The sequence below is a fragment of the Natrinema zhouii genome (genome assembly GCF_013456555.2).
In the GTDB taxonomy this organism is placed as follows: Archaea; Halobacteriota; Halobacteria; order Halobacteriales; family Natrialbaceae; genus Natrinema; species Natrinema zhouii.
In genome coordinates, this window is record NZ_CP059154.1 from 2,714,940 (window position 1) to 2,740,864 (window position 25,925).

Annotated in this window: 24 protein-coding genes, 2 tRNA genes and 1 other RNA gene; 18 read left to right on the top strand and 9 right to left on the bottom strand. The window is 65.7% G+C overall.

The annotated features are described in order from the left end of the window. Positions 1-27 precede the first annotated feature (27 nt). Complete coding sequence (locus tag HYG81_RS32165; RefSeq protein WP_180840274.1) at positions 28-1,338, bottom strand: TIGR00341 family protein; 1,311 nt, start codon at positions 1,336-1,338, stop codon at positions 28-30. A 262-nt stretch (positions 1,339-1,600) separates the two neighbouring features. Further along, on the bottom strand, positions 1,601-2,317 hold the full coding sequence (locus tag HYG81_RS32170; RefSeq protein WP_180840275.1) for a lipoate--protein ligase family protein: 717 nt from the start codon (positions 2,315-2,317) through the stop codon (positions 1,601-1,603). A gap of 57 nt (positions 2,318-2,374) precedes the next feature. Here HYG81_RS32170 and HYG81_RS32175 point away from each other — a divergent pair, with 57 nt between their 5' ends. Together HYG81_RS32175 and HYG81_RS32180 are read left to right on the top strand one after the other, a co-directional pair. Continuing rightward, complete coding sequence (locus HYG81_RS32175; protein ID WP_180840276.1) at positions 2,375-3,265, top strand: DUF8155 domain-containing protein; 891 nt, start codon at positions 2,375-2,377, stop codon at positions 3,263-3,265. Between the two features lie 185 nt (positions 3,266-3,450). Beyond that, on the top strand, positions 3,451-3,942 hold the full coding sequence (locus HYG81_RS32180) for a PaaI family thioesterase (RefSeq protein WP_180840277.1): 492 nt from the start codon (positions 3,451-3,453) through the stop codon (positions 3,940-3,942). Positions 3,943-4,045: 103 nt separating this feature from the next. Here HYG81_RS32180 and HYG81_RS32185 read toward each other — a convergent pair whose 3' ends face one another. From HYG81_RS32185 to HYG81_RS32200, 4 genes are all read right to left on the bottom strand, one after another. Further along, complete coding sequence (locus HYG81_RS32185; RefSeq protein ID WP_180840278.1) at positions 4,046-4,210, bottom strand: hypothetical protein; 165 nt, start codon at positions 4,208-4,210, stop codon at positions 4,046-4,048. 224 nt (positions 4,211-4,434) lie between these two features. After that, on the bottom strand, positions 4,435-4,599 hold the full coding sequence (locus tag HYG81_RS32190) for a hypothetical protein (RefSeq protein WP_180840279.1): 165 nt from the start codon (positions 4,597-4,599) through the stop codon (positions 4,435-4,437). Further along, positions 4,596-4,739, bottom strand: coding sequence for a hypothetical protein (locus HYG81_RS32195; protein WP_226777488.1), 144 nt, complete (start codon positions 4,737-4,739; stop codon positions 4,596-4,598). The genes HYG81_RS32190 and HYG81_RS32195 overlap by 4 nt, the downstream gene beginning before the upstream one ends. Next, positions 4,736-5,308, bottom strand: a complete 573-nt coding sequence (locus tag HYG81_RS32200) for a cysteine hydrolase family protein (protein ID WP_180840280.1) — start codon at positions 5,306-5,308, stop codon at positions 4,736-4,738. Before HYG81_RS32200 ends, HYG81_RS32195 begins: the two co-directional genes overlap by 4 nt. A 101-nt stretch (positions 5,309-5,409) precedes the next feature. Here HYG81_RS32200 and HYG81_RS32205 point away from each other — a divergent pair, with 101 nt between their 5' ends. The 7 genes from HYG81_RS32205 to HYG81_RS32235 all read left to right on the top strand — a co-directional run bounded on the left by HYG81_RS32205 (position 5,410) and on the right by HYG81_RS32235 (position 15,959). After that, positions 5,410-5,616, top strand: a complete 207-nt coding sequence (locus HYG81_RS32205) for a hypothetical protein (RefSeq protein WP_180840281.1) — start codon at positions 5,410-5,412, stop codon at positions 5,614-5,616. 138 nt (positions 5,617-5,754) lie between these two features. Next, positions 5,755-7,374, top strand: a complete 1,620-nt coding sequence (locus HYG81_RS32210; RefSeq protein ID WP_226375947.1) for an NADH-ubiquinone oxidoreductase-F iron-sulfur binding region domain-containing protein — start codon at positions 5,755-5,757, stop codon at positions 7,372-7,374. Continuing rightward, the gene (locus HYG81_RS32215; RefSeq protein ID WP_180840282.1) at positions 7,371-10,886 is read left to right on the top strand and encodes a molybdopterin-dependent oxidoreductase; all 3,516 of its coding nucleotides are present in this window, start codon (positions 7,371-7,373) and stop codon (positions 10,884-10,886) included. Before HYG81_RS32210 ends, HYG81_RS32215 begins: the two co-directional genes overlap by 4 nt. Positions 10,887-11,065: 179 nt before the next feature. Next, positions 11,066-12,718 carry an Hvo_1808 family surface protein gene (locus HYG81_RS32220; protein ID WP_180840283.1) on the top strand — a complete coding sequence of 551 codons (1,653 nt, stop codon included), beginning with the start codon at positions 11,066-11,068 and terminating at the stop codon, positions 12,716-12,718. Positions 12,719-12,842: 124 nt separating this feature from the next. Beyond that, complete coding sequence (locus HYG81_RS32225) at positions 12,843-14,390, top strand: Hvo_1808 family surface protein (protein ID WP_219628694.1); 1,548 nt, start codon at positions 12,843-12,845, stop codon at positions 14,388-14,390. A 30-nt stretch (positions 14,391-14,420) separates the two neighbouring features. Next, positions 14,421-15,593 (top strand): nicotinate phosphoribosyltransferase, encoded by a 1,173-nt coding sequence (locus HYG81_RS32230; protein ID WP_180840284.1) that lies wholly within the window; start codon positions 14,421-14,423, stop codon positions 15,591-15,593. A gap of 111 nt (positions 15,594-15,704) precedes the next feature. Then, complete coding sequence (locus tag HYG81_RS32235; RefSeq protein ID WP_180840285.1) at positions 15,705-15,959, top strand: hypothetical protein; 255 nt, start codon at positions 15,705-15,707, stop codon at positions 15,957-15,959. 103 nt (positions 15,960-16,062) lie between these two features. Here the strand turns inward: HYG81_RS32235 and HYG81_RS32240 are convergent, their stop codons facing one another. Then, entirely contained in the window at positions 16,063-16,665 is a 603-nt protein-coding gene (locus HYG81_RS32240) for a TIGR00296 family protein (protein WP_180840286.1), read from the bottom strand. A 210-nt stretch (positions 16,666-16,875) separates the two neighbouring features. Between HYG81_RS32240 and rnpB the strand changes: the two genes are divergently transcribed. From rnpB to HYG81_RS32260, 4 genes are all read left to right on the top strand, one after another. Further along, an RNA gene (gene rnpB / locus HYG81_RS32245) (RNase P RNA component) lies at positions 16,876-17,324 on the top strand. 134 nt (positions 17,325-17,458) lie between these two features. After that, a complete protein-coding gene (locus HYG81_RS32250) occupies positions 17,459-17,773 on the top strand; it encodes a HalOD1 output domain-containing protein (RefSeq protein WP_226375948.1) in 315 nt (104 codons plus the stop codon). A gap of 43 nt (positions 17,774-17,816) precedes the next feature. Beyond that, positions 17,817-18,488, top strand: coding sequence for a helix-turn-helix domain-containing protein (locus HYG81_RS32255; protein ID WP_180840287.1), 672 nt, complete (start codon positions 17,817-17,819; stop codon positions 18,486-18,488). 197 nt (positions 18,489-18,685) lie between these two features. After that, positions 18,686-18,970: a DUF7344 domain-containing protein gene (locus HYG81_RS32260; protein ID WP_180840288.1), complete on the top strand. Its 285-nt coding sequence runs from the start codon at positions 18,686-18,688 to the stop codon at positions 18,968-18,970. Between the two features lie 631 nt (positions 18,971-19,601). Here HYG81_RS32260 and HYG81_RS32265 read toward each other — a convergent pair. Then, positions 19,602-19,674, bottom strand: a tRNA-Arg gene (locus HYG81_RS32265). 433 nt (positions 19,675-20,107) lie between these two features. Between HYG81_RS32265 and HYG81_RS32270 the strand changes: the two genes are divergently transcribed. The 3 genes from HYG81_RS32270 (at position 20,108) to HYG81_RS32280 (ending at position 23,099) form a co-directional block, all read left to right on the top strand. Continuing rightward, complete coding sequence (locus tag HYG81_RS32270; protein ID WP_180840289.1) at positions 20,108-21,565, top strand: single-stranded DNA binding protein; 1,458 nt, start codon at positions 20,108-20,110, stop codon at positions 21,563-21,565. 66 nt (positions 21,566-21,631) lie between these two features. Then, a complete protein-coding gene (locus HYG81_RS32275) occupies positions 21,632-22,063 on the top strand; it encodes a histone (RefSeq protein ID WP_180840290.1) in 432 nt (143 codons plus the stop codon). Between the two features lie 4 nt (positions 22,064-22,067). Then, the gene (locus HYG81_RS32280; protein WP_180840291.1) at positions 22,068-23,099 is read left to right on the top strand and encodes a histone deacetylase family protein; all 1,032 of its coding nucleotides are present in this window, start codon (positions 22,068-22,070) and stop codon (positions 23,097-23,099) included. Between the two features lie 30 nt (positions 23,100-23,129). On the opposite strand, the gene cca is transcribed toward HYG81_RS32280, so the two are convergent. Further along, positions 23,130-24,563, bottom strand: coding sequence for a CCA tRNA nucleotidyltransferase (cca, locus tag HYG81_RS32285; RefSeq protein WP_180840292.1), 1,434 nt, complete (start codon positions 24,561-24,563; stop codon positions 23,130-23,132). Between the two features lie 95 nt (positions 24,564-24,658). Between cca and HYG81_RS32290 the strand changes: the two genes are divergently transcribed. Together HYG81_RS32290 and HYG81_RS32295 are read left to right on the top strand one after the other, a co-directional pair. Then, positions 24,659-24,764, top strand: a tRNA-Asn gene (locus HYG81_RS32290). Between the two features lie 435 nt (positions 24,765-25,199). Next, positions 25,200-25,784, top strand: coding sequence for a MogA/MoaB family molybdenum cofactor biosynthesis protein (locus tag HYG81_RS32295; protein ID WP_180840293.1), 585 nt, complete (start codon positions 25,200-25,202; stop codon positions 25,782-25,784). Positions 25,785-25,925 lie beyond the last annotated feature (141 nt).

A 25,925-nucleotide genomic window follows, 5' to 3' on the forward strand; every position in this document is an offset into this window, starting at 1 on the left:
GCGTCTCTCGGAGAGATATTCAGTTAATCATCCTCTCTCGGTGTAGTGGACCACCACTTCGGCACGGTGGGACTCGACGAGCGGCCCGGTCGGCAGAGTAATCGCCGACTCGGCGTAGACGCTCTCGCGTCCCTGAATCTCTTCGACGAGCGGCGGCGGGTCGGTCCCGACCGGATAGCTGACCGTGACGACGACGCGTTCCGGTTGACGGGGCGGGACCGGATCGGTATATTCGACCGTCACGTCGATGAGCGTGAGTTCGGCGTACTCGGGTGAATCGAGAACAGCTTCGATGTCGGCGTTGACCTCTTCCTCGTAGGCCCCGGTTCGGTAAGTGTCGTAGGTCACGACCCCGAGAAACGCCGAGAGGACGAGGATCGTGACGACGAGGACGAGGGCGCGTTTTTCCGTCGCGACGCGGGCGTCGCCCTGCTGGGTCCAGCTGTCCGGCCGATAGCCCTTGTACCAGAGGACGACGAGACTGGTGATGTTGATCGTGAGGATGTTGACCAGAACGAGGACGCCTGCGGCGAGGGCGACATCCGGGAGGCCCCACGCGATACCGATGCCGACGACACCCAGAGGCGGAACGAGCGCCGCGGCGATCATGACGCCGACGAGGGCGGCGGAGGTGCCCGCGGTGAGCGTCCACGCCCCCGCCACGCCGGCACCGATCGCGATGACGAGCGAGAGCATATCGGGGCTTAGACGGCCCTCTATCTCTGAGATTTCGAAGATGTTGATCATCGGCGAGACGACCCCGGTCGTCCGGATGGCGAACGCGAAGATGGCGGCGGTAACGACGCCGAGTCCGATCGCCTGGAGTTTGATCCCGCGCCGAAACAGTGCGCGATCGTTGATGACCGTGCCGACGCTCGCACCGAGTGCCGGGCCGATCAGCGGTGCGATCACCATCGATCCGACGACGACCGCCGGCGAATCGAGCAGTAGGCCGGCAGTCGCGACGATCACGCTCATAATCGTCATGACGAGATACGTGCTGAATCGAGGAGTGAGGTCCTTCGCTTGCGCCTGCATCTCCTCGCGAGAGATGCGCGGGCTGTTCTGGGCGTATCGCTGTTCGAGGTCGTCGAACTGTTCGGAGACGACGGTTTCCGCCTCCAGAATCACGGTGTAGGAATCTTCATCGATCCCGGTCTCTCGGAGTTCGTCGAGGACGGACTCGACTGCGGGCACCGGCAGTGGGAACGTGATGACGACCGAGGGCTCGTCACGGCTTTCCTCCGCGACGAGGGTGAAGTCAATACCTTCGTCTTCGAGGATCTCCTCGACGGCTTTCCGCTTTTCCTTCGGAATCAAAATCTCCACGAGCCGCATACTCTCACGTCCACAATGCCGTGGATAAACGTTCGTTCCGTCTCCGAGTTACGTCGGCGAGGAGACCGTGGTGTCGGTGGGAGAGACGACCTCTGTACTTCGCACAGGTTTGTGTGAAACACGACATGATTGAAAAACTGCCATGCTCCATCGTCCACCTGTACTCACCGGAGGCCATACCACCCTCGAGACTGTCGCACTTTTCCGCCGCAGTAGACGGGCTCCCCTCCGGTCACTGTCTTCGCGACCCATCGACACGCCGTTAGCGCTCCTCATCGACAGCCTCGAGCGAAACGGCCGCCGCGTCGCCGACCAACGCGTCCTCGATCGCCGTTCGAACGACCGCCGGATCTGCGGGCCCGCCCGCGTCCGCGATTGTCCCTACTGATGCCGGCTCGAGGGGTACCTCGAGCGCGCCGTAGACCGCCTCGAGAACTCCGACGAGCGCCTCGCGGTCGGCCACGAGCACGATACCGGCGACGAGGGCAGCATCTTGCCGGACGCGCTGGGCGATGCCGACGAGCTTCCGCTGTCGCCGTTCGTCGGGACTCGCGTTCGCCACCGACAGCGAGTGCGTCCCCGGACAGAACGAGTCGTCGGGCTCGCCCCGAATCGGTTCGAGACCCAGCGTTTCGAGCGCTCGCTCGAGGTCGGCCGTGGCTCGCTCGTAGCGTTCGGTCGTTCCGGACCGAATGTCCGCGATCGGCTCGGCGCGGGCGAATGCCAGCGTCGTCGCGCCGTCGTAGGCGACCGCTCGCCCGCCAACGTCGCGATCGAGCGGCGGAAACCCGCGCTCGCGGGCGGCCTCGCAGGCGCGATCGTAGCCCTCGGGACGGCGATCCCGTCGACCGAAGGCGACCTGTCGGTGTGGCGTCCAGACGCGGACGGCGGGCTCGCCGTCGGCGGCGACCGAGAGCAGCCGCCGACTCGCGTCCCGATCGGCCGTGGGAGAGTCCGCCCGTCCGCGAAACACGCGCATACCGCCCGTTGGACCCGGTGGGTCTAAACGCTCCCGCCGCCCAGACCTCGACGAACGATGGCCGTCACGCTTCCCGAGACCGTCCTGGCTCGATACGATCGATTTTCGCTGTACAACTCGCCGTATCCCGCCCACGACGGCGGCTGTGCGATCGATCTGTATCCCGGGACGCTGACCGACGGTCGAACCACCGCCGCGCCGAGCCCGGTCGCCGGCACCGTCCGGGAGATGCGCACCGTTCGCGCGCCACCGAAACCCTACGCGCCCGAGCACGATTACCTAATTCTGCTCGAGCCCGCGGATTCCAGCCCGCTGTCCGGACTAACGGTCCGAATCCTCCACGTCGAACCGACGGTCGCAGCCGGCGACCGGGTCGAGCAGGGTGACTCACTGGGACGGCTGGTCCGAGCGGGATTTTTCGCACCGTGGGTCGACAATCACCTCCACGTTGGCTTTCGGAATTCGGATCAGAACCCCTACCGGGCGTCCGGCTCGCTCCCGATCGAACTGGGGGCGTCGATCCGGCCGCTCGAGTGGGACGGAACCGGCCGAGTCGTCTCGACCGGCGACACGTTCGCGGTCCTCGACGCGCCCGCTCACCCCGATCCCGGTGGCGAGTTCGTCGGCGTGCGAGCCGACGGCGGTGGCGTCCTCGACGGCGGACTGCCACACTACGACGGCGGCGGGCTGCTCGAGCGGGGCGATTCGCCCGCGGAGAACCGAGCTGACCGCGTCGTCTCGCTCAACGGCGACCGACTCGGCGTCGCCGACGGCCGCACGATTGCGTGGGACGACGTGACCATCACGGCGAACGGCGAGGCGATCACCGGGCTCTCGCTGTTCTGCGCTCGAGACGGCGACTTCGGCGCGAAACTGATCTGTCCGGATCGCGAGTTCGAGCGCGGTGAGCACGTTCGGGTACGCATTCGCTCGAGCGGTGACCGCTGATCGGTCCGATCGAGCGTCTGACTGGTCCAATCAGGTGGCCGTTCGCGACGGTATTATCGGCGACGGCGGCGTTTCGGAGAGTCGTCCGCTCGAGTGGCGTCGTCAGTTCGCGGCCGAATGAACGCTCGACAACGGACACGCCAAGAAACGTAGCTGTCAAGAACGTCGCGGGCACACGAGTGGCTATGACCGACGAGACGCCGACGGCGGACGCGATCGACGAGTTCGACGACCTCGAGTCGATGCTCCAGTACTTCCTCGAGGAGAATCAGGAGTTCCTCTCGTGGCTCGGCACGAGCGTCGACAACGTCGGCGACGGGACGATGACGATGTCGATTCCCTACGACGAGAAACTGACGAACACGCGGCCGAACGCCGCGCCCGACGAGCGGGGCGATCTCCACGGCGGCGTCGCAGCCACCCTCATCGACACGGTCGGCGGCCTCTCGCTGCGGACGGCCATGGACGACCCCTTCGGGACGCGGATCGCGACGATCAATCTGAACGTCAACTACCTCCGGCCGGCGACGGGCGATCTCGTGGCGACCGCCGACGTGATCCGGGTCGGCGGCAGCGTCGGCGTCAGCGAGATCACCGTCGAAAGTACGGGTCCAGACGGAGAGACGACGATCGTGGCGATCGGACAGGGCGCGTATCGCGTGTTCCGCGGTAACTGATGCGGGGACACGAGGGAACGTGTTCGGGTCGGCGACTCGCTGCCTCGGTCCCGTTCTCGGACGCTGCGCGCGTCTGCCACCGTGACTATCGCTCCTCGAGCGGTCAAGAGTTAGCGACCAGTAGCCGAAGCCGAACCACCAGGAACGCCGTCACGAGCCCGAACGCGACGGCGACCAGGTTCGAACCCGCCGAAGCGAAGTACCAGAGCGCGTACGCGCTGATCCCGATGCCCGCCAGATAGACGGGCCGCAGTTGCTGTTCGTTCATTCGATATCTCTTCTCGTCCTCGTCTCGAGTCTCGTCCACGTCCCGAGTCCCGGACTGCCTCCCGGTCCCGTCGGGCTCGATCGCGTTCCGCGCATACCCGGTCTTCGGTCGACGAGAGTAAAAGGAGCTCACTGTCGATCGGTCCCTTCGTTCCCGGCCGCGCCGCTCACTCACACCAGTTCGCCTGCTCGTGCTAGGTAACGAGCGCGAGCGCGCCGCACCGACTAGGCGTCGGCGGACAGCATTCGAAGTCGCACCACGAGGTAGACGGCCACGAACGCGAACGCGCCGGCGTACAGCCACGTTCCGTTCATAACGGCGTATCCGAGCGCGACTGCGTTGAGCGCGATCCCCACCAGGTAGATCGGTCGCAGTTGTCGTCGGTTCATTCGCCGTCACCGACCGTCCGCTGCTCGGGAGACGCTTCGGCGATCGATTCCGCGAGGCGTAGCTGTGACCCGTTCATATCGGCTCGAAGGACCCACGGGGACGAAAAGGCGACGGAGCGGCCCCGGTGGGGATCGATCACGCGAACTCGAGGGTCTCACTCGGTTCGACCTCGCCGAACAGCCACGCGGCGTGATCGAGGGCGTACTCGCGGTGGTCGTCCTCGATCGCGCCGATACAGTCCTCGAGCATGATCGGCCGGAAGTCCCGCAGTCCCGCGCTGCCGCCGGTGTGGAGCACGCAGACGTTCGCGAGCGTGCCACAGATCACCAGATCGTCGATGTTGCGGGCGTTCAGCCACCCCTCGAGTTCGGTGTTGTAGAAGGCGTCGTAGGTGTGTTTCTCGACGACGTGGTCGGCCTCCTCGACGGGGAGTTCCTCGACGATTTCGGCCTCCCACGACCCCTCGAGGACGTGTTCGCCCCACTGCTCGAACTCGTCGTAGTAGTGGGCGTCGTCGAACTGTTCGGGCGGGTGGACGTCGCGGGTGAAGATCACCTGCGCCCCGGCATCGCGAGCCCGGTCGACGGAATCCGCGATCGGCTCGATGACGTCCTCGCTACCCGGCGCGTACAGCGAGCCGTCGGGATGACAGAACCCGTTTTGCATGTCGACGACCACCACCGCCGTGTTGGCTGGCTCGAGGTGCATGTCTACGCGATGGTACGAACGGGATCGTAAAAACGTTCGCGCCCGGCTCGAGGAATCGCGGTCGCCGAAACCACTACCCGCAGCCGCGGCGTAGGCGACGTATGGGCTACCAAAGCACTGGCTCGAACGGCGTCTCGACGCTCCTCGTCGCGGTCGGTCTGCTCGCAGCGCTGGGCGGTATCGGATTCCTGGTGTGGCGATGGACAGCGCCGCTCACGCGGCGGTATCGTCAGCTGAAACGCCGGACGGACGAGCGCGATCGACGCGAACCGAACCCGCAGCGGGAACCCGGGACGGATCCGCTCTGATCGGGGCCGATAGGGCACGAACGGCGGGCGCAACCCCGCGGCCGTAGTCGCGGGTAGCACAAGAAGGACATTGACAGGAAGGGCCCTCCTTTTCGTACGGACTCGGTGAACGCTACGCCAGTGAGCCGAGAACCAAATTTGCACGACGAACGGGCGATCGTCCGCGTCACGGTCGGTCGCGGCGAGCCGCCGAGCGTCGCGCGCAAGCCAGCGGATGACGATGCCGACGAGACGGCCCATCCTCTCGAGCGAGGGCGGGAGATCCTCCAGACGGTCCGTACCGCCGCCGACACGGTTGATGTACTTGAGGTGGGCTCGACCGGCGTCCGCGCGCTCGAGCCACTCGTTCTGGTTACGATCGAGGGACGAACGGCGTACTATCCCCGGCCCTCGCCCTCGCAAACGCGGACGATCGTCGAGCGCGCCGAATCGGGTAGCGTCGGGGCGGACGACGCCGAATGGGTCGTCGAACACGCCGCCGACGTCGAGACGCTGCCGATCCCGTCCGACGGGCCGCTCGCCGTCGGGACGCGGCGCGTGCTGGGCGGCTGCGGCTGGGTCGATCCCGAGGGCGGTGCCGCCGCGACTTCGAGCGCCGCAGCGCTCGCCCGCGACGATCCCGAGGCAGCGCTCGAGCGACTCTCCGAGATCGGGCTCCTCGGGCGCGGTCGCGGCGACGCGAGTCAGGACGCGCCCGTCACCGAGGACGTGTCTGTCGCCCGCGAAACAGCAGGCGATCCAGTCGTAGTGGTCAACACCAACGAAAGCGACCGCCGCAACGAGACTGATCGGACGCTGCTCGGCGGTTCGCCGGCGGCGGTGCTCGACGGGGCGTTCGCCGTCGCCGAACTGGTCGGCGCGGCTCCCGGCGATATCGTCGTCTACACGAACGAGGACGACGACCTCGTCCGCCACCGGGCCCGTCGCGCCGCCGCCACCGTCACCGACGCGCTCGAGGCGGGAACGAGCGCCGGCAACCCGGACTCCCCACAGGTCGTCGCCGGCCCCGACGAGTACATCGCCGGCGAGTTCACCATGGCGCTCGAGGCTCTGGAGGGCAACGACCGGCTGGAAGCGCGCCTGCGCCCGCCCGGGCCCGCCAGACACGGCCTGTACGGTCGCCCGACGATCGTACAGACTCCCCGGACGCTCGCGCAGATTCGCGCCGCGCTTCTCGAGCCCGACGCGTTCGACGCCGCCGACGCCGACCCGGGAACGCGACTCGTCACCGTCACCGGCGACGTGGAAACGCCGGCGACCGTCGAGTTGCCGACCGGGAGCTCGCTTTCGGCCGTCCGCGACGCCGTCGACGCGCCGGACCGGGTCAAGATGGCCTGCGTCGGCGGGCAGCTCGGCGGCTTCACTCGATCGCTCGAGCACACCGCGACTGCACCGGCCCTGACGAACGCCGACCTCGGCACCGAGGGCGTGGTCGAGCTGTTCGGGACGGACCGCTGCGTGCTCGCGACGGCCGGCGAGCGCGTCCGATTCGCCAGCGAGGAGAACTGCGGCCGCTGTTTCCCCGGCCGCGAGGGGTCGAAACAGCTCCTCAGTCTCCTCCGAGAGATCTACGACGGGAACTACGAGGACGACATGATCCGCGAACTCACTCGGGTGATGGACACCTCGAGCCTCTGTGACTTCGGCGAGTCGACGGCCCGGAGCGTCGAGACGGCCGTCGACCGGTTCGAGACCGAACTCGAGGCCCACGCGGCCGGCCGCTGCCCGAGCGGTGCCTGCGAGGTGTCCCAGTCGTGAGCGCGGACGATCCCGGACCGACCGAGCACGCGCCGACCGAGAACCTGCCCGGTGTCCCCGACGTCGACGATCCGCGCTCGAGCACCCCGCTGACCGAGGACTTCCGCACGGGGACGGCGAACGACCCCGACGTGGGCGTCGAGAGCGACGAGATGACGACCGTGACGATCGACGGCCAGCCGGTCGCCGTCTCGCCTGGCTCGACGCTCATCGACGCTCTCGAGACGGTTGACACCGACTCCGACGTGCCGGCGCTGTGTTACTACGATCGCGACACCGAACAGTCGGACAACATCGGGCCGCGCAGCGCCTGTCGGACGTGCATGGTCGAGACCGACGAGTACGGTACCGTGCCGGCGTGTAGCTTCCCCGCCGAGGACGGCCTCGAGGTCGCCACCGACGCGCCCGACGCGGAAGAGGCGCGGGACGTCAACCTCGACCTCGTGCTCGGGAATCACAACCTGCGGTGTACGACCTGCGGCCAGAACGGCCGCTGCGAACTCCAGGACACCGCCATCGACCACGGCGTGAACGAGCCGCGCTACGGCGTGTTCGACGACCGCGATGCGTACGCGCCCATCGACGACACGTCGGTCATCCAGATCGATCGCAACAAGTGCATCCTCTGTAACCGCTGCGTCGAGGCCTGCAACGACGTACAGAACGCGGGCGTCCTCCGGATGTCCGGGAAGGGTGACGACATCCACATCGACTTCCAGAAGCCCGAAGCCGACACGATGGAGGACTCGACGTGCATCTCCTGTGGACACTGCGTCACCGTCTGTCCGACCGGCTCGCTCGTCGAAGAGGGGCTCGTCGACGCGACGACCATCCCGCTCCCGGGCTTTACGCAGAAGGTCTCCATCGGCGAGGTACAGGAGGGACGCCCCTTCGAGACGGCCGACACGTCCGACGCGCCGAACCGCGAAGTGCCGGAATTCGGCGGCGGCGCGCTCGAGGAGCAGTCAGCCAACGAGGGCCAGCCGACTGCCGAGAGCCAGTCGACCGCTGCGGATCGGCCGGACGGCGAGATCGAGCCGGACGCCGCGGAACTCGACGGCGTCGCGGAGTTCATGGCGAAATCGAAACAGCGGGCGACGACGCTCTCCGACCGTGCGACTGAACGGGCGGTCGAGACGGTCGATCGCGCGACGGAGACGGTCGAGCACGCGGCGGAATCGGTCGCCGAGAAATCGATGACGATCGGACAGCTGTTCGACGCCGCGCAGGTCGTCAGCGGTGCTCGAAAGCAGAACATCCGGGTGGCCGACACGACCTGTACCTACTGCGGCGTCGGCTGCCGGTTCGAGCTCTACGGCAGGGGCGAAGAGGTCCTCGGCGTCCGCCCCGCCGATCCGGACCAGACGCCGGCAAACGACTTCTCGACCTGCGTGAAGGGGAAGTTCGGCTACGACTACGTCGACTCCGACGGGCGGCTGACGACGCCGCTGATCAAGGAGGACGGAGAGTTCCGCGAGGCCTCCTGGGACGAGGCGCTGGACCGCGTCGCTGACCGCCTGACCGACATCCGCGACGAGTACGGCGCGGACTCGCTGGCGGTGACCTCTTCCTCGAAGGCGACCAACGAGGAGAACTTCCTCGCCCAGAAGTTCGCCCGGCAGGTGCTCGAGACGCCCCACGTCGACAACTGCACGCGGCTCTGTCACTCCTCGACCGTCGCCGCGTTGAAGCAGACGGTCGGCTACGGCGCGATGACCAACCGCATCAACGAGGACATCGGCGAGACCGACTGCTATCTCATCACCGGCTCGAACACGACGGAGAGCCACCCGGTGTTGGCGACGCGCATCGTCCAGAACGTCCGCGACGGTGCCGAGCTGGTGGTGTTCGACCCGCGGAAGATGACCATCGCGGACCACGCGGACCAGTATAACCGGACCAAGCCCGGGACGGACACCGTCTGGCTCAACGGGATGATGCACCACATCATCGAGGAGGAGCTCTACGACGAGGAGTTCGTCGACGAACGCACCAAACAGTTCGACGACCTGAAGGAGACCGTCGAGCCATACACCCCCGAGCGGGTCGAGGAGGTGACCGACGTTCCGGCGGCGGACCTCACGGACGCGGCCGAGACCATCGCGACGTCGGACACCTGCGTCTACGGCTGGGCGATGGGACTGACCCAGCACGCACACGGCACACGGAACGCGCTCGCCATCGCCAACCTGGCGCTGCTCTGCGGGCACGTCGGCAAACCCGAATCCGGACTCTCGCCGTTCCGGGGGCAGAACAACGTCCAGGGCGGCGGTGGCGATATGGGACCGATCCCAAACAACCTCCCAGGATACCAGGACGTCACCGACGACGACGTGCTGGACAAGTTCGAGGACTCGTGGGGGGTCCGGCCGCCGAACGAGGTTGGCCTGCGGGTGACCGAGATGTTCAGCGCCATCCCGGGCGTCAAGGAAACCGTCGACGGCGAGCAGGGGACCGACGCGTACGGCGGCGACTATCCCGAGGACGGCGAAGCAGAGCGCGGCACCGACGACCCCGCCGCCGACGAGGGCTACTCCCCCGAGAACACCGACCTGCACGGGATGTACATCGTCGGCGAGAACCCCGCCCAATCCGAGCCCGATATCCAGCACGCCGAGGAAGCGCTGGCGGCGCTCGACTTCCTCGTCGTCCAGGAGCTGTTCATGACCGAAACGGCCAAGCACGCCGACGTAGTGCTGCCGGCGGCGTCGATGGCCGAGAAGTACGGCACCGTCACGAACACCGAGCGTCGGATCCAGCTCGTCCGGCCGGCCGTCGAGTCGCCGGGCGAGGCGCAGACGGACGCCGCCATCCTGCAGGCCCTCGCCGGTCGGCTGGGGTTCGACTGGGACTACGAGAGCCCCGCCGAGGTGATGGACGAGATCAACGACCTCACGCCCATCTACGGCGGCGTCACTCACGAGCGTCTCGAGGAGAAAGAGGACGGCCTCCAGTGGCCGTGCTGGAACGAGGACCACCCCGGAACGCCGTACCTCTACGAGGATGCGTTCAACTTCGACGACGGGCTCGCGCGGTTCGTCCCGTCGGAGGCGGCCGACGATATGCGTCCGATCCCGACCGAGGAGTACCCGTTCACGCTCACCACCGGGCGGGTGCTCTACCACTGGCACACGGGGTCGATGACGCGGCGCGGGAACGCGTCGATGAAGCAGGTTCCCGAGAGCTTCGTCACGATCCATCCGGAGGCGGCCGACCGGCTCGGTATCGCGGACGACGAGTACGTCCGCGTCGAGTCCCGACAGAGCGATATCGTCGTGCGGGCGAACGTCGAGGAAACGTCGGGACCGGACGTCCTCTTCGTCCCGATGCACTTCATCCACGGGGCGGTCAACAGGTTGACCAAGGAGGAGTTCGACCCGCAGAGCAAGATCCCGGCGTACAAGGTAACGAACGTCCGCGTCGAACCGCTCGGAACGGAGCCCGATGTCGAGCCGACCTCGCCCGAAGCGCTGGCCGACGACGACTCCGAGACGCTGGCGGGCGACGACTGAGACGGTCTGCTGTCACTGTGTACCGGCGCACCCGCATGGCGGGTCGCGGGTGCGCCGGAAATGACTTACAGTAGACCGTCTGACGCTCCTCGAGACACCGTCGTCGCTCGTCGGATTCCGGGCGGTACAACCGTCGTACTTTTTGCAGTTCCATTCCAACGGATACTCAATCACCTCACATGCAGCCAACGCGCTCCCGTTCGGTCGTCGCCCTGCTTACGATCGTCCTCACCGCGATGCTGGTGACCGGCGGCCTCGCCGGCCCCATGGTGGCGGCGAGCGCTGCTGCGTCTCCCGAGAGCACCGCTTCGACGTCGGCCGAGTCCGCGCCGTCCCTCGAGTCGCCGTCGGCCTCGAGCGCGGTTGCGACACAGGACGCCCGTCCCGAGAACCCCTCAACCGAGGACACCGTCGGCTACGTCGAAGGCTACTGGTACGACGACGAGTTGGCCGTCGACAGTCAGTCGAACGCGGTCGTCGACGAGGACGAACTCGATCCCGTTATCTATCGAGCGATGGCCCGCGTCGAGACGATCCGAAACATGACCTTCGAGGACGAAGTCGCCGTCGACGTGGTCTCTCGCGAGACCTACCGGCAGACCAACGAGGAGCGCTTCGCGAACTACACCGCAGCCGAACGACTCGAGCAGAACGTGGGCTACGAAGCGCTGTTCACGGTCGACCGGGAGACGGCGGCGGCCGACGCCACTGAGACGGTGTACGGCGGTGCCGTCAAGGGCTACTACGACCCCGAAACGGACGAGATCGTCATCGTCTCGGAGAACCCCGAGTCACCCGAACTGGACGAGTTGACGCTCGGCCACGAACTCGTCCACGCCCTGCAGGACCAGCGATTCGACCTGTCGCGGCTCAACGGCTCAACGCAGGACGCGGAGCTGGCCGGCAACGGGCTGGCCGAAGGCGACGCAAGCTGGGTCGAACGCGCGTACGAGGACCGATGCGGGAGCGAGTGGGACTGTCTCAGTCCCAGCGGCGGAGAACAGGCCGGCAACTTCGACGTCAACTGGGGCATCTATTTCGCCGTCTATCAGCCCTACAGCGACGGTCCCGACTACGTCGACTCCCTGCGCGAGCAGGGCGAGGGCTGGTCGGCGGTCAACGCGGCCTACGACGACCCGCCCGCGACGACGTCTGCCGTGATCCACCCCGGCTCCGAGCGCGAACCGGCGAACGTCTCGGTTCCCGACCGCTCGAGCGACGGCTGGCGACAGCTCACCGTCGACGGCGCGGTGGCGAACGACACCGTCGGCGAAGCGGGCATGGTCGCGATGTTCGCCGCCGACGCGATGGACGGGGGTCAGTCGTCGGTGATCAGCGCCACCGAACTCTTCGGCAGCGAGGAGGGAAGTTACAACTACGACCACTCCTACACCGACGGCTGGGCCGGCGACAAGCTGGTCGTCTACACCAGCGACGAGATCGACAACGAGAGCGATCCCGCTGCGGCCGGCGAGGCCGGCTACGTCTGGCGAACGAAGTGGCAGTCGACGGACGACACCGAGGAGTTCCTCGACGGCTACCGCCAGCTACTCGACGACCACGGTGCCGAGGCGGTCGACGATCGCCAGAACACCTTCGTGATCGACGACGGCGGCTACTCCGGCGCGTACTTCCTCGAGCGGAACGGGACGACGGTGACGATCGTCCGCGCCCCGTCGGTCGCGGCGCTGTCGAACGTCGAGACCGGTGCGGCACCCGAAGCAGCTTCCCTTCCCATTCCCGGGTTCGGTACGACGGCCGCAGCGGGCGCAATCGCGATCACGTTGCTCGGATCGGTGACCTGGCTCGCCGTCGGGCGCTATCGACCGTGATCGGGCTCCCGAACGTGACCGAGCTCCCAATCGATCGACGCGCCGTTTTCACACCTGGCCGACACCGCCTTCTCGCGGCCGGTTGGCCGATACCGCTTTCACGACCACGTCGAACGGTGATTCGATGAGCCGAACTCGACTGTTCGCGGTCGTCGTGCTGCTCGTGCTCTCGGGCTGTGCGCTTCCCGGCTCTCCCGACGAGTTCGACACGGACCGCGAACTCGGACACGTCGGCGACTATGCCCACGACGACGTCTTCGAGTTCGACGCGAGCGACGGACTCACCGAGGCCCAACTCGAGGCCGTGAAGTACCGCTCGATGGCCCGGATCGAGGTCGTCCGCGGGCTGAAATACGAACGCGACGTCGACCTCGAGGTGATGAGCCGCGCCGAGTACCGCGACCGGCGGGCGTCCGACACCGAAAACGCGTCGGCGTTCACCAACGAGCTCTGGCGCGGGGCGTTCGTCGTCGACGGCGAAACGGACGTCAACCGGGCGTTCGCCGATCTCTACGGCAGTTCGATTCAAGGCTACTACGTGAACGACCGGATCGTCATTATCACCGACGACACCGACGAGATCCGGATCGATCGGGAGATCCTGGTCCACGAACTGACACACGCACTCCAGGACCAGCACTTCGGTCTCGCTCGCGAGAGCGAGACGATCGACGGGATTCGCGCCGAAAACGGGCTAATCGAGGGTGAGGCGGGCTACGTCCCCGTCCAGTACGATCGCCGGTGCGGGAACGAGTGGCAGTGTCTACCCGACAGCCAGGTGTCGGCGGCCTCGGACGACGAGATCGCACAGCGCCCGTTCAACGTCGGGCTCTTCCTTTCGATCTACGTGCCGTACGCGGAGGGTCCCACATTCGTCACTGCACTTTACGACCGCGGCGGCTGGGACGCCGTCGACGCCGCCCACGACGCCCCGCCGCAGAGCACCGCCCAGCTGATCCACCCTGAGCGCTATCCCGACGCCGATCCGGTCGATGTCGCGATTCCGGACCGCTCGAGCGATGAGTGGCAACCGATCACGGACGGTGGAGACGGCGATGACGGCGAGATCCGGACGGAGACGATCGGTGAGGCCACGCTGTTCGCGACGCTCTGGGCCAACGGCATCATCGAGCGTCCGCTCCGCGAGGGGGCGACCGAGCGCTCGCAGTACAACTACTCCCATCCCGCGACGGCCGGCTGGGCCGGCGATAGCCTTCACGTGTACCAGCAGACGGACGAGCCGAGCCAGACCGGCCACGTCTGGCGGCTCGCCTGGGAGAGCCCATCCGACGCGACTGAGTTCGCCGATGCATACCGCCGGCTCCTCGCGAACCAGGGGGCCGAGCGGGTCGACACTGCTGGAAATAGCATCTACCGGATCCCCGACGGCGAGGCCTTCGAAGGCGTGTATCGCATTTCCGTCACTGGCGAGACGGTCGAAATCGTCGGCGCGCCGACCGTCGACGACCTCGAGGCGATCCACCCCACCGAATCGGGCTCGAACCAAGGCGGGTCCGGGGGCGCTCTCGAGCCTGCAGTCTCCCTCGAGCGAACGGCTGCCGCCGGACCGACGGCTACCGCTGGACCAACGGCAACCGCCGCGTCATCGCGGCCCGCAGCGTCGTTCCCGATCGGACCGCCGAAGACACCGCGCGCGCCGACAGACGGGTAGCTTTTTTGTCTCCGACGGGAAACCGACGATATGTCAAATCCGTTCGAAACCGTCCCCGCGACGGCGATTCTCGAGGGGGACGCGACTGACGCCTACTTCGAGCGTACGCGGGCCACGCTCGAGCACGCGGGCAAGAACCCGCGCGTCGTCGCCGAAGTCACCGCAGACCAGTTCCCGACGGGGGAGTTCGACGTCTTCACTGGCGTCAAAGACGTGGCAACGCTGTTCGAGGGCCGCGGCGTCGACGTCGACGCGCTCCCTGACGGCCAACTGTTCGACGGCGGCCCCGTCCTCCGGATCGAGGGTCCATACCTCGCGTTCGCCGAACTCGAGACCTCGCTGCTGGGCTTTCTCTCCCAGCCCAGCGGCTTCGCGACGGCCGCGCTCGAGGCCAGACTGGCGGCTCCCGAGTCGCTCGTCCTCTCCTTCGGGGCCCGCCACGTCCACCCGTCGATCGCGACGACGGTCGAACGAGCCGCGTTGCTCGCCGGTCTCGACGGGTTCTCACACGTCGCTGCGGGCGAAATCCTGGGCCGAGAGGCGGGCGGGACGATGCCCCACGCGCTCATGTTCTGTTTCGGCGAGGGCAACCAGGCCGAGGCGTGGACGGCGTTCGACGAGGCCGTCGGCGAGGAGGTGCCCCGAATCGCGCTGGTCGACACCTTCTGGGACGAGAAGAGCGAGAGCCTGCTGGCGGCCGAGACACTCGGCGACGATCTCGACGGCGTTCGGATCGACACCACGAGTTCCCGACGCGGCGACTTCCGGCACATCATCCGCGAGGTCCGCTGGGAACTCGACGCGCGCGGCCACGAGGACGTCGATATCTTCTGTAGCGGCGGGCTCGAGCCCGAGACCATCCGCCCGCTGCGCGACGTCGCCGACGGCTTCGGCGTCGGCAGCCACATCACCGGCGCCGATTCGGTCGACTTCAGCCTCGATATCGTCGAAATAGAGGGCAAGCCGATTTCAAAGCGGGGTAAGCTCTCAGGGGTCAAGGAGGTCTACCGAACCGCCGACGGCGGCCACCACGTCGCCCTCGCCGACCGCGAGGAGCCGAGCGACGGTGAACTGCTGCTCGAGCCGCTGGTCCGCGACGGCGAGATCATTCGCGAGTTCGAGCTCGCGGACGCGACCGATCGCTGTCTGGCCGACGCCGAAGCGGTCGGCTTCGACCGTTCGACGGCGGACATCGATCGCTAACGAAGGTCGGCGTGCGACGCAACGGACGGCTGGCGCTGGACTCGACGCAAATACGTTTTGAAATCCTATTGGATAGTTTGACTTTTATTGTGAGAAACACGAGATCCACCGATGCCTTCTGCACCCATTGCCCCGCATTCCGAAATCGCGACTCGGCTCGCGAGCCGCCTCTGTATCGTCTTCGCAATCGGCGGGTTCTGTACGTTGATCCTCCTCCCGTGGCACTCGATACTCTCGGTGCCGCTGGTCCTCCTCGTCAATCTGATCGTCATCTGGTTCACGGTTCACTATGTGTTCGCGGCGTTGAACGACTTGCTCGAGGTAAAACTCGAGGACTCGAATCAATCGCCACGATCGGACGCGTGAATCAGCCGTCGCGGTCGGGCGGATGAGCGACTGACAGCACCGTTACCCTGGCGACAGCGCAGTCGCTCAGCGGAGGAAATAATAGAACAGAGTCGTCTCGCTGTTATAGTTCTTCGATGCTTCCGTCGGCCTTTCGCTCGCGGAAGACTTGTCCTTCGAACAGCGTGACGATGACGTCGTCGTTCTGCCAGGCACCCGGCGCGAGCTTCGCCTTCCGGCAGGTGCGATCGAGGTACTCGCGGGCGCTCCAGCCGTTCTCGACCGGCACCGTCGGATACATCCAGCCGCCCTCGCCGCCGCCGTCGATGGCGACGCCGTGGGTGCCGAGCTCGAGATCGGCCAGCGGATCGTCCGTCAGCAGTACGTTCCTGACGGTGCAGACCGAGACCGTCAGGTTCGGGAGCTCCGACGGGCTCACTTCGGAGCCACAGGAGTCCTCGCTTGCGGCCTCGATCGCCGCGTCGACGATGACGTGGCCGAGCTGGTCGTCCGAGTGGTAGCCACCCGCACAGCCGCGCAGGCTCCCCCGGCCGCGGGTCGACTCGAGGCGAACGAACGCGCCGGTTCGCTCGTAGAAGGCTTCGCGCATGCTGCCTGGTTGTTCTCGCTGCCCGTGTCGTACGTAGGAGTCGACGGATTCACGCGCGAGTTCGACCGCGCGTGCACCGTCCTCGTAGGAAAGGTCGACGCCCTGTCCCTGGGACATACAGAAGGACAAGGTGATAGTCGTCCTAAAGCGCTTCCATTCGTCACGGAACGCTTTTTGTGTCTCCGACCGGGGGACTTATTCGGCCCACGCCCCAAGAAACGGTGGGAGAGAGAGCCTGGCTGCCGCGATGGTCCCGCCGGCAACGGCGCGACCACCTGCGTGCCCATCCTTCGGGATGCATCACGCTCTAACGTGGGCCGTCCCTTCAGGACGCCCCACGCTCGCGAGGAAAGTCCCCCCACCCGTTCGGGCGGGTGACCGGACGCAAGTCCGGAGCGGGAGACCGCTGGCTCTGGAACAGAAACGACACGTCTCGGCCAGACCGATGATGCGTGCGAACCCGACCGAGAGGAAGGGGAGTTGACCCGCAGAGGGAACGCGTGGCCGCTTCGCGGTCACGTTCGTGAGGCGGTGTGAACCGCCGAACGGGCGAGCGGCGGAAGCCGTGAGCCGTGTGCGGTCGCGACGCGTGGTTCGAATCCACGAATCGCGCCATCGGCGCGATTGACCGCACACAGACGGCCGAGGATCGATGGAACGGCGAATCCTCACCGGTGCAAGTCCGCGCCGTGGTAGCCCGAACACCCCGCGGCCCCGCCGCGGACGGCGCGGACGCTCAGCCGAATGCCGGGCCGAACAGAAGGGGGCTTACTCCTCTCACCCACGTTTTCGTCCTCGAGTCCCAACGCTGTGATTCGACCGCTGGAATCGTATCTGCGGAAATCGACGCGTAATACAGCGGTTCCACACTGAGAGTGAAGCTTTTACCCGCTGAACAGGTATCACGGTTGTGTCTACGCAGTACGATGTCACCGAAACCCGGCAGGTGACCACACAAATCGTCGAAGCCGTTGCGGCCCGGAAGGGAGTTGATCCGCTGAACGTACGGCCGCCGTTGTACGATGTCGTCAATCCGGAGGCGCTCGAGGCGCTCTTTGCACCGACGGCGGCCGGTGCCGAACGGGCCGGACGGATAGAGTTCACGTACGCCGACTGTCGAATCACAGTCGTTGCTGCAGAGACGGTATCGATTACTGTCGAGGCCATCACGCCGTCGGAGCAGAATCGTGACCGCAGTTCAGGGCGACAGCAACTGGTAGACTGACCGTGGCCGTCCAACGCCCACTCTGCCGCCACCGGTGGATCGTATGACCCTGTTCGGTGAGTTTCACGTTCCCGCCGAGGCGTTTGCCCTCGCCGAGACGCTCGAGGCAGCCCCCGAGCTGGTCATCGAAACCGAACGCGTCGTCGCAACGGACGAGGTCCTCACGCCGTACTTCTGGGTATCGCAAGCAGAGGAAACTCGATTCGAAGACGTCGCTGCGGACGATCCGTCGATTCGGAACCTCCGGCATATCGACGACGTCGATCGTGCGGCGCTGTACCGAGCCGAGTGGACGGAGAACGTCGAGTCCATCGTCTTCGCGTACACGACGGTCGGTGCGACGATCCTCGAAGCGTCCGCACAGCACAACGAGTGGGAACTCAGCATGCGGTTCAACAACCGCGATCGGCTCGATCAGTTCCGGGAGTACTGCGACGACTACGACATCCCCTTCCATCTCAACCAGTTATACGAACACGCTCATCCGCGTGCAGGCGGACAGTACGGGCTCACGAAGAAGCAACACGATGCCCTCGTTACCGCCTGGGAAATGGACTACTACAACTCGTCCGATGTCTCGCTTACGGATGTCGCTAACAGCATCGGGATCAGCCAACAATCGCTGTCTCGCCGCCTGAAACGCGGCTACGACAGCCTCATTCAGCACGCACTGGCGGTCACACCACCCACTGAGGAGTCGCAATTCGAGGACTGAGGGTTCAGATCGTGAGCCCCATCGATGACACCCAGTTCGCTATATTCGTCTCAGATTTACGAACGTGTATTTATAACCGTGTATATACAGGCACGGCAGTGAACCGCGGCAGGACTGTAAAATGAGTACTCGTGTCACACAGTTCAGCCACAGTCGATCAAATATTCCGCATTCTGAGTCACTCCTACCGCCGTTCTGTGCTCACCACGCTCGAGGACACCGAGACGACGATGACGGTGCGAGACGTAAGCAACGAGGTCGTCGCCCGAGAGTACACCGTGCCGCTCCCCGACGTGCCGTCCGACGACGTGAAACGAGTGTATCTCTCCTTGATCCACGTCCACCTGCCGCTGCTCGCGGAGGCGGACATGATCGACTACGATTCGAAGCGCGGTGTAATCGAAGACACCGATCTCGAGGATATCCGATCGTTGCTCTCGACGATCGCTGCAGACGAGTTGTCGTTCGAACCTGCCCGATAACCGAACGCGGTTTTGATCTCATTTCGTTCCTACCCGACGGTCGCGAGAACCGTCTCATTCGGCCCTTGAACGAGTGGTCTCCTGACAGTACTCGAGTTTCTCGATTTGAATTCGCCCAGAGGGCCCTGCTAACCTCAAGGCTCAAGAGAACAGAGCTTTCTCGTCATCACGAAACGGCTTCGCTCGGTTGCACGGGCTGCCACCGGTCTGCTCAAATCTCCGGGGCGCTTCGCCGACACCAGCCGCTCGCTGCTCACGGCTTCGCCGTTCGCTTTTCGGGGCGCGTTAGCGCCACACGCCGCTCGCGGATTGGTGTCGGCAGAAACGTCCTGACGGAGTTCCACGCGAGCGGTAGCGAGCGTGGAGCACGTCAGGACCGAACGACGAAGCGAGTGCTGAGCAACGCGAAGCACTCGTTAGGAGTGAGCGTCCTGACGGAGATTTGAACACGCCGAGACGTTCCGGGTCGCTCACTACGTTCGCTCCCGGTTGTCGGCGCTTCGCGCCGACTGCTCGAGGGATCGAAGATCCCTCGCTGGCTGCGACTCGTCTGCTCAAATCTCCGTGTCCGTTTTCGCGCGACGGATACTCGCACCGCTACGCGGTGCTCGTGAGTTTGTCGCGCGAAAAACGTCCTGACGGAGATTTGAACTCCGGTCCCTGGCTCCGCAAGCCAAGAGGATAGTCCACTACCCTACCAGGACTCATCTCTTCGTAACCGGGTGCACACTAAAGCCCTTTCGAAAGGGACTGGTCGCCGCCCGTCGATTCCCGTCAGTCGTCACCGCCTGCGGGTCGCCAAAGACTATCGGTCATCGAGACAGTTCGGACTCGAGCACTGGCGTCGATGCAATCTCCAGCAGCTTCGAGCACTACGTACCCGATCAGAATCCGACTCGCTCTCTGCAGGTCGGCCCGCCGGCGGGACGACACTGACGTTTAAATACGGTAAGGCGGCCACAGTGGGTATGACGCTTCGCTCGAGTCCCCTCGGCACGCGGCTCAAATACCCGGATTCCGTGAGGACAAGCTGGACCGATCCGATAGGCAGTGGTGCTGTACGTGCCGCACTCGGCGTCACGCTGAGACACCGAATGGATAACGCTTATGCGCGGGCTACCCATGCACGAGCATAGAATGAGCGACATCGAGGGCGTATATGAAGACCTCGAGGCCGACGTTTCTCTCGAGGAGTTTCGCGAGGCCGTCGAGGCGAAAGTCGAGCAGATGGGGGGACTCGCGGACGAGGAGACGGCGGCGATGCTGATCGCTCACGAGGTCGGCGAGAGCGAGGTCGGGGGCATCGCCGACATCGAACCCGGAATGGAGGAGGCGAAGTTCGTCGCCAAGGTACTCTCGATCGGCGAGGTGCGCACCTTTGAGCGCGACGGCGAGGACGAGGACGGACAGGTCGTCAACGTCGAGGTCGCGGACGAGACCGGTTCCGTCCGCGCGGCGTTCTGGGACGACCACGCCCAGGCCGCCATCGAGGAACTCGAGGAGGGCCAGGTCCTGCGGATCAAGGGCCGCCCCAAGGAGGGCTTTTCCGGCGTCGAAATCAGCGTCGATGACGTCCAGCCCGACGACGACACCGAGATCGACGTACAGGTCTCCGATACGTACACCGTCGAGGACCTTTCGCTCGGTCTCTCGAACGTCAACCTCGTCGGCCTCCTGCTGGACACCGACAGCGTGCGGACGTTCGACCGCGACGACGGCTCCGAAGGGAAGGTCTCGAACCTCGTCCTCGGCGACTCGACCGGCCGGGTTCGCGTGACGCTGTGGGACGAGCAGGCCGACCTCGCCACGAAACTCGAGGCCGGGACGACCGTCGAGGTGATCGACGGCTACGTCAAAGACCGCGACGGACAGCTAGAACTCCACGTCGGCAACCGCGGCGCCGTCGAGGAAGTCGACGAGGAGGTCGAGTACGTCCCCGAGAGCACGCCAATCGAGGACCTCGAGATCGACCAGCAGGTCGACATCGCGGGCGTCGTTCGCTCGGCCGATCCGAAGCGGACCTTCGACCGCGACGACGGCTCGGAGGGACAGGTCCGGAACATCCGCGTCCAGGACGCGACCGACGACATCCGCGTCGCCTTCTGGGGCGACAAAGCCGACATCGACGTGGGGCCGGGCGACGAGGTCGCACTCGGCGACGTCGAGATTCAGGACGGCTGGCAGGACGATCTCGAGGCCTCCGCGGGCTGGCAGTCGACGATTACAGTACTGGAATCCGATTCGGCGGGCTCCGGCGAGTCCGAGGGCGATACAGCTGACTCGAGCGACCAGAACGCCGGGCTATCGGCCTTCGCCGGGGACAGTGACGGTTCGAACGCGGAAGGCAAGGAGGCCGACTCGAGCGATGTTGACGAGAGTGCCAGTGCCGATGCCGAGACCGGGTCGGACGAACCGTCCGACGGCGAGGAACGCGAGTTCACCGGCGTCGTCGTGCAGGCGGGCGACCCGGTCGTGCTCGACGACGGCGAATCGACCATGAGCGTCGCGACCGACGCCGACGTCGGCCTCGGCGAGGAGGTAACCGCCCGAGGGATCGTCCGCGACGGCCGTCTCGACGCAAACGACGTATTCTGACGTTCCGAGCAACCTCATCGACCGCCTAGGAAAAGCGTTAAGGGAGTTAGCTTCGCCTATCATGATATGAACGTCGAACTCCCGTTCGCTCCGGTGGATACGATCATCCGGCGGAACGCAGGCAATCTTCGGGTGAGTGCTGACGCGTCGAAGCAACTCGCAACGCGGATTCAAGAACACGGGAGCGAACTCGCAATCGATGCCGCCGAGGAGGCGACGGCTGACGGCCGGAAGACGCTGATGGCACAGGATTTCGGCGTCGAGCGGATCGTCGACAAGGAGGGTCTCGAACTGCCGGTCGCCCCGGTCGATCGCATCGCCAGACTGGAGATCGACGATCGCTATCGCGTCTCGATGGACGCCCGCGTCGCCCTCGCCGATATCCTCGAGGACTACGCGGACAACGTCGCCCGGGCGGCAGCGATCCTCGCACACCACGCCGACCGGCGAACGATCACCGACGACGACATCGAGACATACTTCTCGCTGTTCGAGTAAGCAGATGCAGTTCGGCTACAGCGAGCGCTGTCTCGCACACGATCCAGGTTCGCGCCATCCGGAGTCGCCGGATCGATTACGGGCGATTCGGGAAGGGCTGAAGAAGAAACACGGCGTCGAGTACGTCGAGGCCGATCCCTGCGAACTCGACGCGATGGCTGCCGTCCACGACCGCGAGTACCTCGAGTCCGTCCGGGAGTTCTGTGACGACGGTGGTGGGAACTGGGACCCAGACACCACTGCCGTCGGGGAAACCTGGGACGCAGCCTGCCAGAGCGCCGGGCTCGCCTGCTGGGCCGCCGAGACGGCACTCGAGGGAGCCACGGGTCGTGACACGCCCTTCTCGATCGGTCGGCCGCCGGGCCACCACGCCATTTACGACGACGCGATGGGATTTTGTTTCGTCAACAACGCTGCCGTCGCCGCCCAGTACGCCCTCGATCACGACGCCTACGACGTCGATCGAGTGGCGATCCTCGACTGGGACGTCCACCATGGCAACGGGACGCAGGACATCTTCTACGACAGGGACGACGTGTTCTTCGCCTCGATCCACGAGCAGGGGCTCTACCCCGGGACCGGCGACGTCGACGAGACCGGTGAGGGCGACGGCGACGGGACGACGATGAACGTCCCCATGCCGGCCGGCACCGACGACAGGGAGTATCTGGCCGCCGTCGACGGGCCGATCACCGCCGCGTTCACCGCGTTCGATCCCGATCTCCTCCTCATCAGCGCGGGCTTCGACGCCCATCGCCACGACCCGATCTCGCGGATCCGGCTCTCGACGGAGGCCTACGCGCTGCTGAGTGGCCGTTTGCGATCCCTCGCCGACGATATCGACGCCGCGTTGGCGTTCATCCTCGAAGGTGGCTACGGGCTGGACGTGCTCGCCGACAGCGTGGCACTCGTCCACGAGACCTTCGACGGCCGCGAACCGATCGAGCCCGACGACGAACCCGGTGACACGGCCGAATCGGCTCTCGAGGACGTTCTCGAGGCCCACGATCTCGACGTGGATCTGGACGAACTCTGACGGAAACGGTCGCCGTAGCGCCGGCGCGTCTCAGGGCCAAGGGTCGAAGTACGTTCGCAGTTCCGTCCCGAATTCGTCGAGCAGCGTCGTGATCTCCGTCCCGACCAGCACGTCATACTCCTCCTCGAGCGCCGTTTCGACGTGTGCGCCCAGCCCGACATCGAAGAGACGGTCGCTCTCGAGGAACGCGCGGGCGGTGGTAAACTCTCGCTCGCGCTCGGTGACGTAGCGCCCGCCCTCGATGAAAGGGCCGTAGGCGTCGGGATCGTCTGCATAGGACTCGTAGAACCCGGTGGCGTGGTCGCGGACGTGGACCGGCGGCCCTTCGTGGCGCTCGACGGCCGGCCGCTCGTCGACCGCGAGTTCGGCGAAGACGACCGCAGTCTCGTCAGCGATCGTCGTCGCCCGAAAGACGTCGAAGCCGCGGTTGTCCAGGCCCCGCGTGATGCCGGCAAGCGATTTCCGGAGTTGCGGGTAGAGTTGATCCTCGACGAGGTCGGGTGCGTCGAACCTGACGGCGACGGGCGTGGTGTCTCGCCGCTCGAGGTGGTCGCGTAGCGCCGATTCGGACAGGGGATCCGGATCGTCGGGTTCGAAGGAGTCGATTCGCGGGGACGCGAGGAACTCGCGGGCGTAGTGCTGGAAGCGAGCGACGTTCTCGGCCGAGCAGACCGCGGCGACGTTGCGCTCGGGATCCGTCGGGTCGATGACGATCAGCGGATCGTCGAACGGTCGGTCGGCGTCGCCGGCCGCCTCATTCCGAGTCGGCTTCGCCGTCTCGTGTGTACGGCCGTGTGCTTCGGGGTCGAGTTCGACCGGCGGCCGCCAGTCGGCCGCGGCCTCGAGCAGCGGTCGGAACCCGCCGTACTCGCAGACGAGGAGTTCCGTGAGATAGCCGCTGAATCCCCGGGTCCGGAGGTCGCTGCCGTAGACGCCGATTCCCTTGAGGAACTGCTTGGTGACGCGGACGGCCGCGGCCAGCTCGTCGTCCAGTCGTCGCTGGAGATACTGCGTGTGAAACGGCGTTCGATCGACAGCCGACCGGATCTCGGTCGTCGACTCGAGTCGGAAACAGGGAACGACGTCGATATCGAACCCTTCGACCTCGCCTTTGACGTAGGGGTGTTCGGCGTACTCCTCGTGGCCCTCGGGCAGCGTCGCGTGACCGACCTCAAGGCCGTACTCCTCGAGCGTTTCGCGGTCGAGGTCCGGCGGAAACCGGACGAAGATATCGATATCGCGGTCGCCGCTGATCCAGGTATCTCTGGCGGTGGAGCCGACCTGTAAGACGTCGGCGTCGGCACACAGGTCGGTCGCCGCGGTCTCGGCCCGACCCATGAGCCGGTCGGCCACCTCGCGGAGGCGCGCGCGTTCGTCGTCGTCGGGGGTAACTCGCGCTCGGATCTCGGCGACGACCTGCTCGAGGTCGCGATCCGGCTCTCGGTCGGCGTCCTCCTCACTCATTGGGACGGGATACTCGAGCGGTGCGTGAAAGAGTATCGAACCCAGAGAAGGGAAAACGAAAGCCCTATCAAATACACCCGACTACCAGATGATGGGCCGAAGTAGCTCAGATGGTAGAGCACCTCGCTGTTACGGCGACGCAGGTACTGCCTGTTCGCCGCAGAGACGAGGTTGTCCCAGGTTCGAGTCCTGGCTTCGGCGCTTCTCCGAAACTCCCTTCTCGAGAGAGCCATCGCACCGACGCAGCTCAGGTCCACGAACGCGAAACAGGCCGGACTCGAGCATGCGAGTCGCATGTAGTTGAACACGGTGAGACCGGCCGTCTCGCAGCTGTTCGAGTTCTGGCTTCGGCGCTTCTCGATTTCGGTTCGATCGGTTTCCACGGAGAGCCGTCTTCCGAGTCAGCCTCGCTTCCGTGGTGATCTCCGTCGAAGATCTCGCGTCTAGAGCGCGTTCTACCGAAGCTGCGCGGTGAATCCGTTCAATTTGTTCGAGCGAACGGCGTGCGACGTGGAACTCGAGGACCGTCGGCTGCTGTAACTGGATGGGTTGCGACCGAGATCGGATCGTCACTCGCGAGTTCGACCACCGGTTTTCGGGAGAGGGATTATCGTTCTTCGCCAGTGACGTAGACACATGACCAGCGATGGCGACGACCGGCGGAGTACCGACCACCACGGACACGATGTTATCGATCCGCTCCACGTTGGGATCGTCACCGTCTCGAGTTCGCGCGCGGGCACGGCGGATCCCGACGATCCGGGCGGGGACACCATTCGGGACTGTTTCGAAGCCGAGGGCCACGAGGTCCGAGAACGGCTCCTGGTCCGGGACGACTACTCGGCGATCCGGACCGCCGTCCGAGGGCTCGTTGCACGCCGGAACATCGACGTCGTCTGTACCACCGGCGGCACCGGCGTCACGGTCGATGACGTCTCGCCGGAGGCGACCGCATCGCTGTTCGAACGCGAGTTACCCGGTTTCGGCGAACTGTTTCGCTCGCTCTCGTGGGACGAAGTCGGAACCCGGGCGATGGCCTCGCGCGCGACGGCGGGGATCGCCGTCGATACGCCCGTTTTCTGCTTGCCCGGCAGCAAGAGCGCCTGCGAAACCGCCTGCGAGGAACTGATCGTCCCCGAAGCGCCGCATCTCGCGGGACTGGCGACGCGCCACCGCGCCGAGACGACTGATCAGACGCTCGCGGATTACCAGGACGAGTAGGCGAGCCGCGGTTCCGGTCTCCAGACGCGACTCTCGACCACGGCCCCGGTACTCGAGCGGCGGTTTTCTCCTCGAGATGCGGACTGCCTGTAACCGCGGACGGTGAACCGCGACCATCCGTGGGAGTTCGTCCCGAGACAG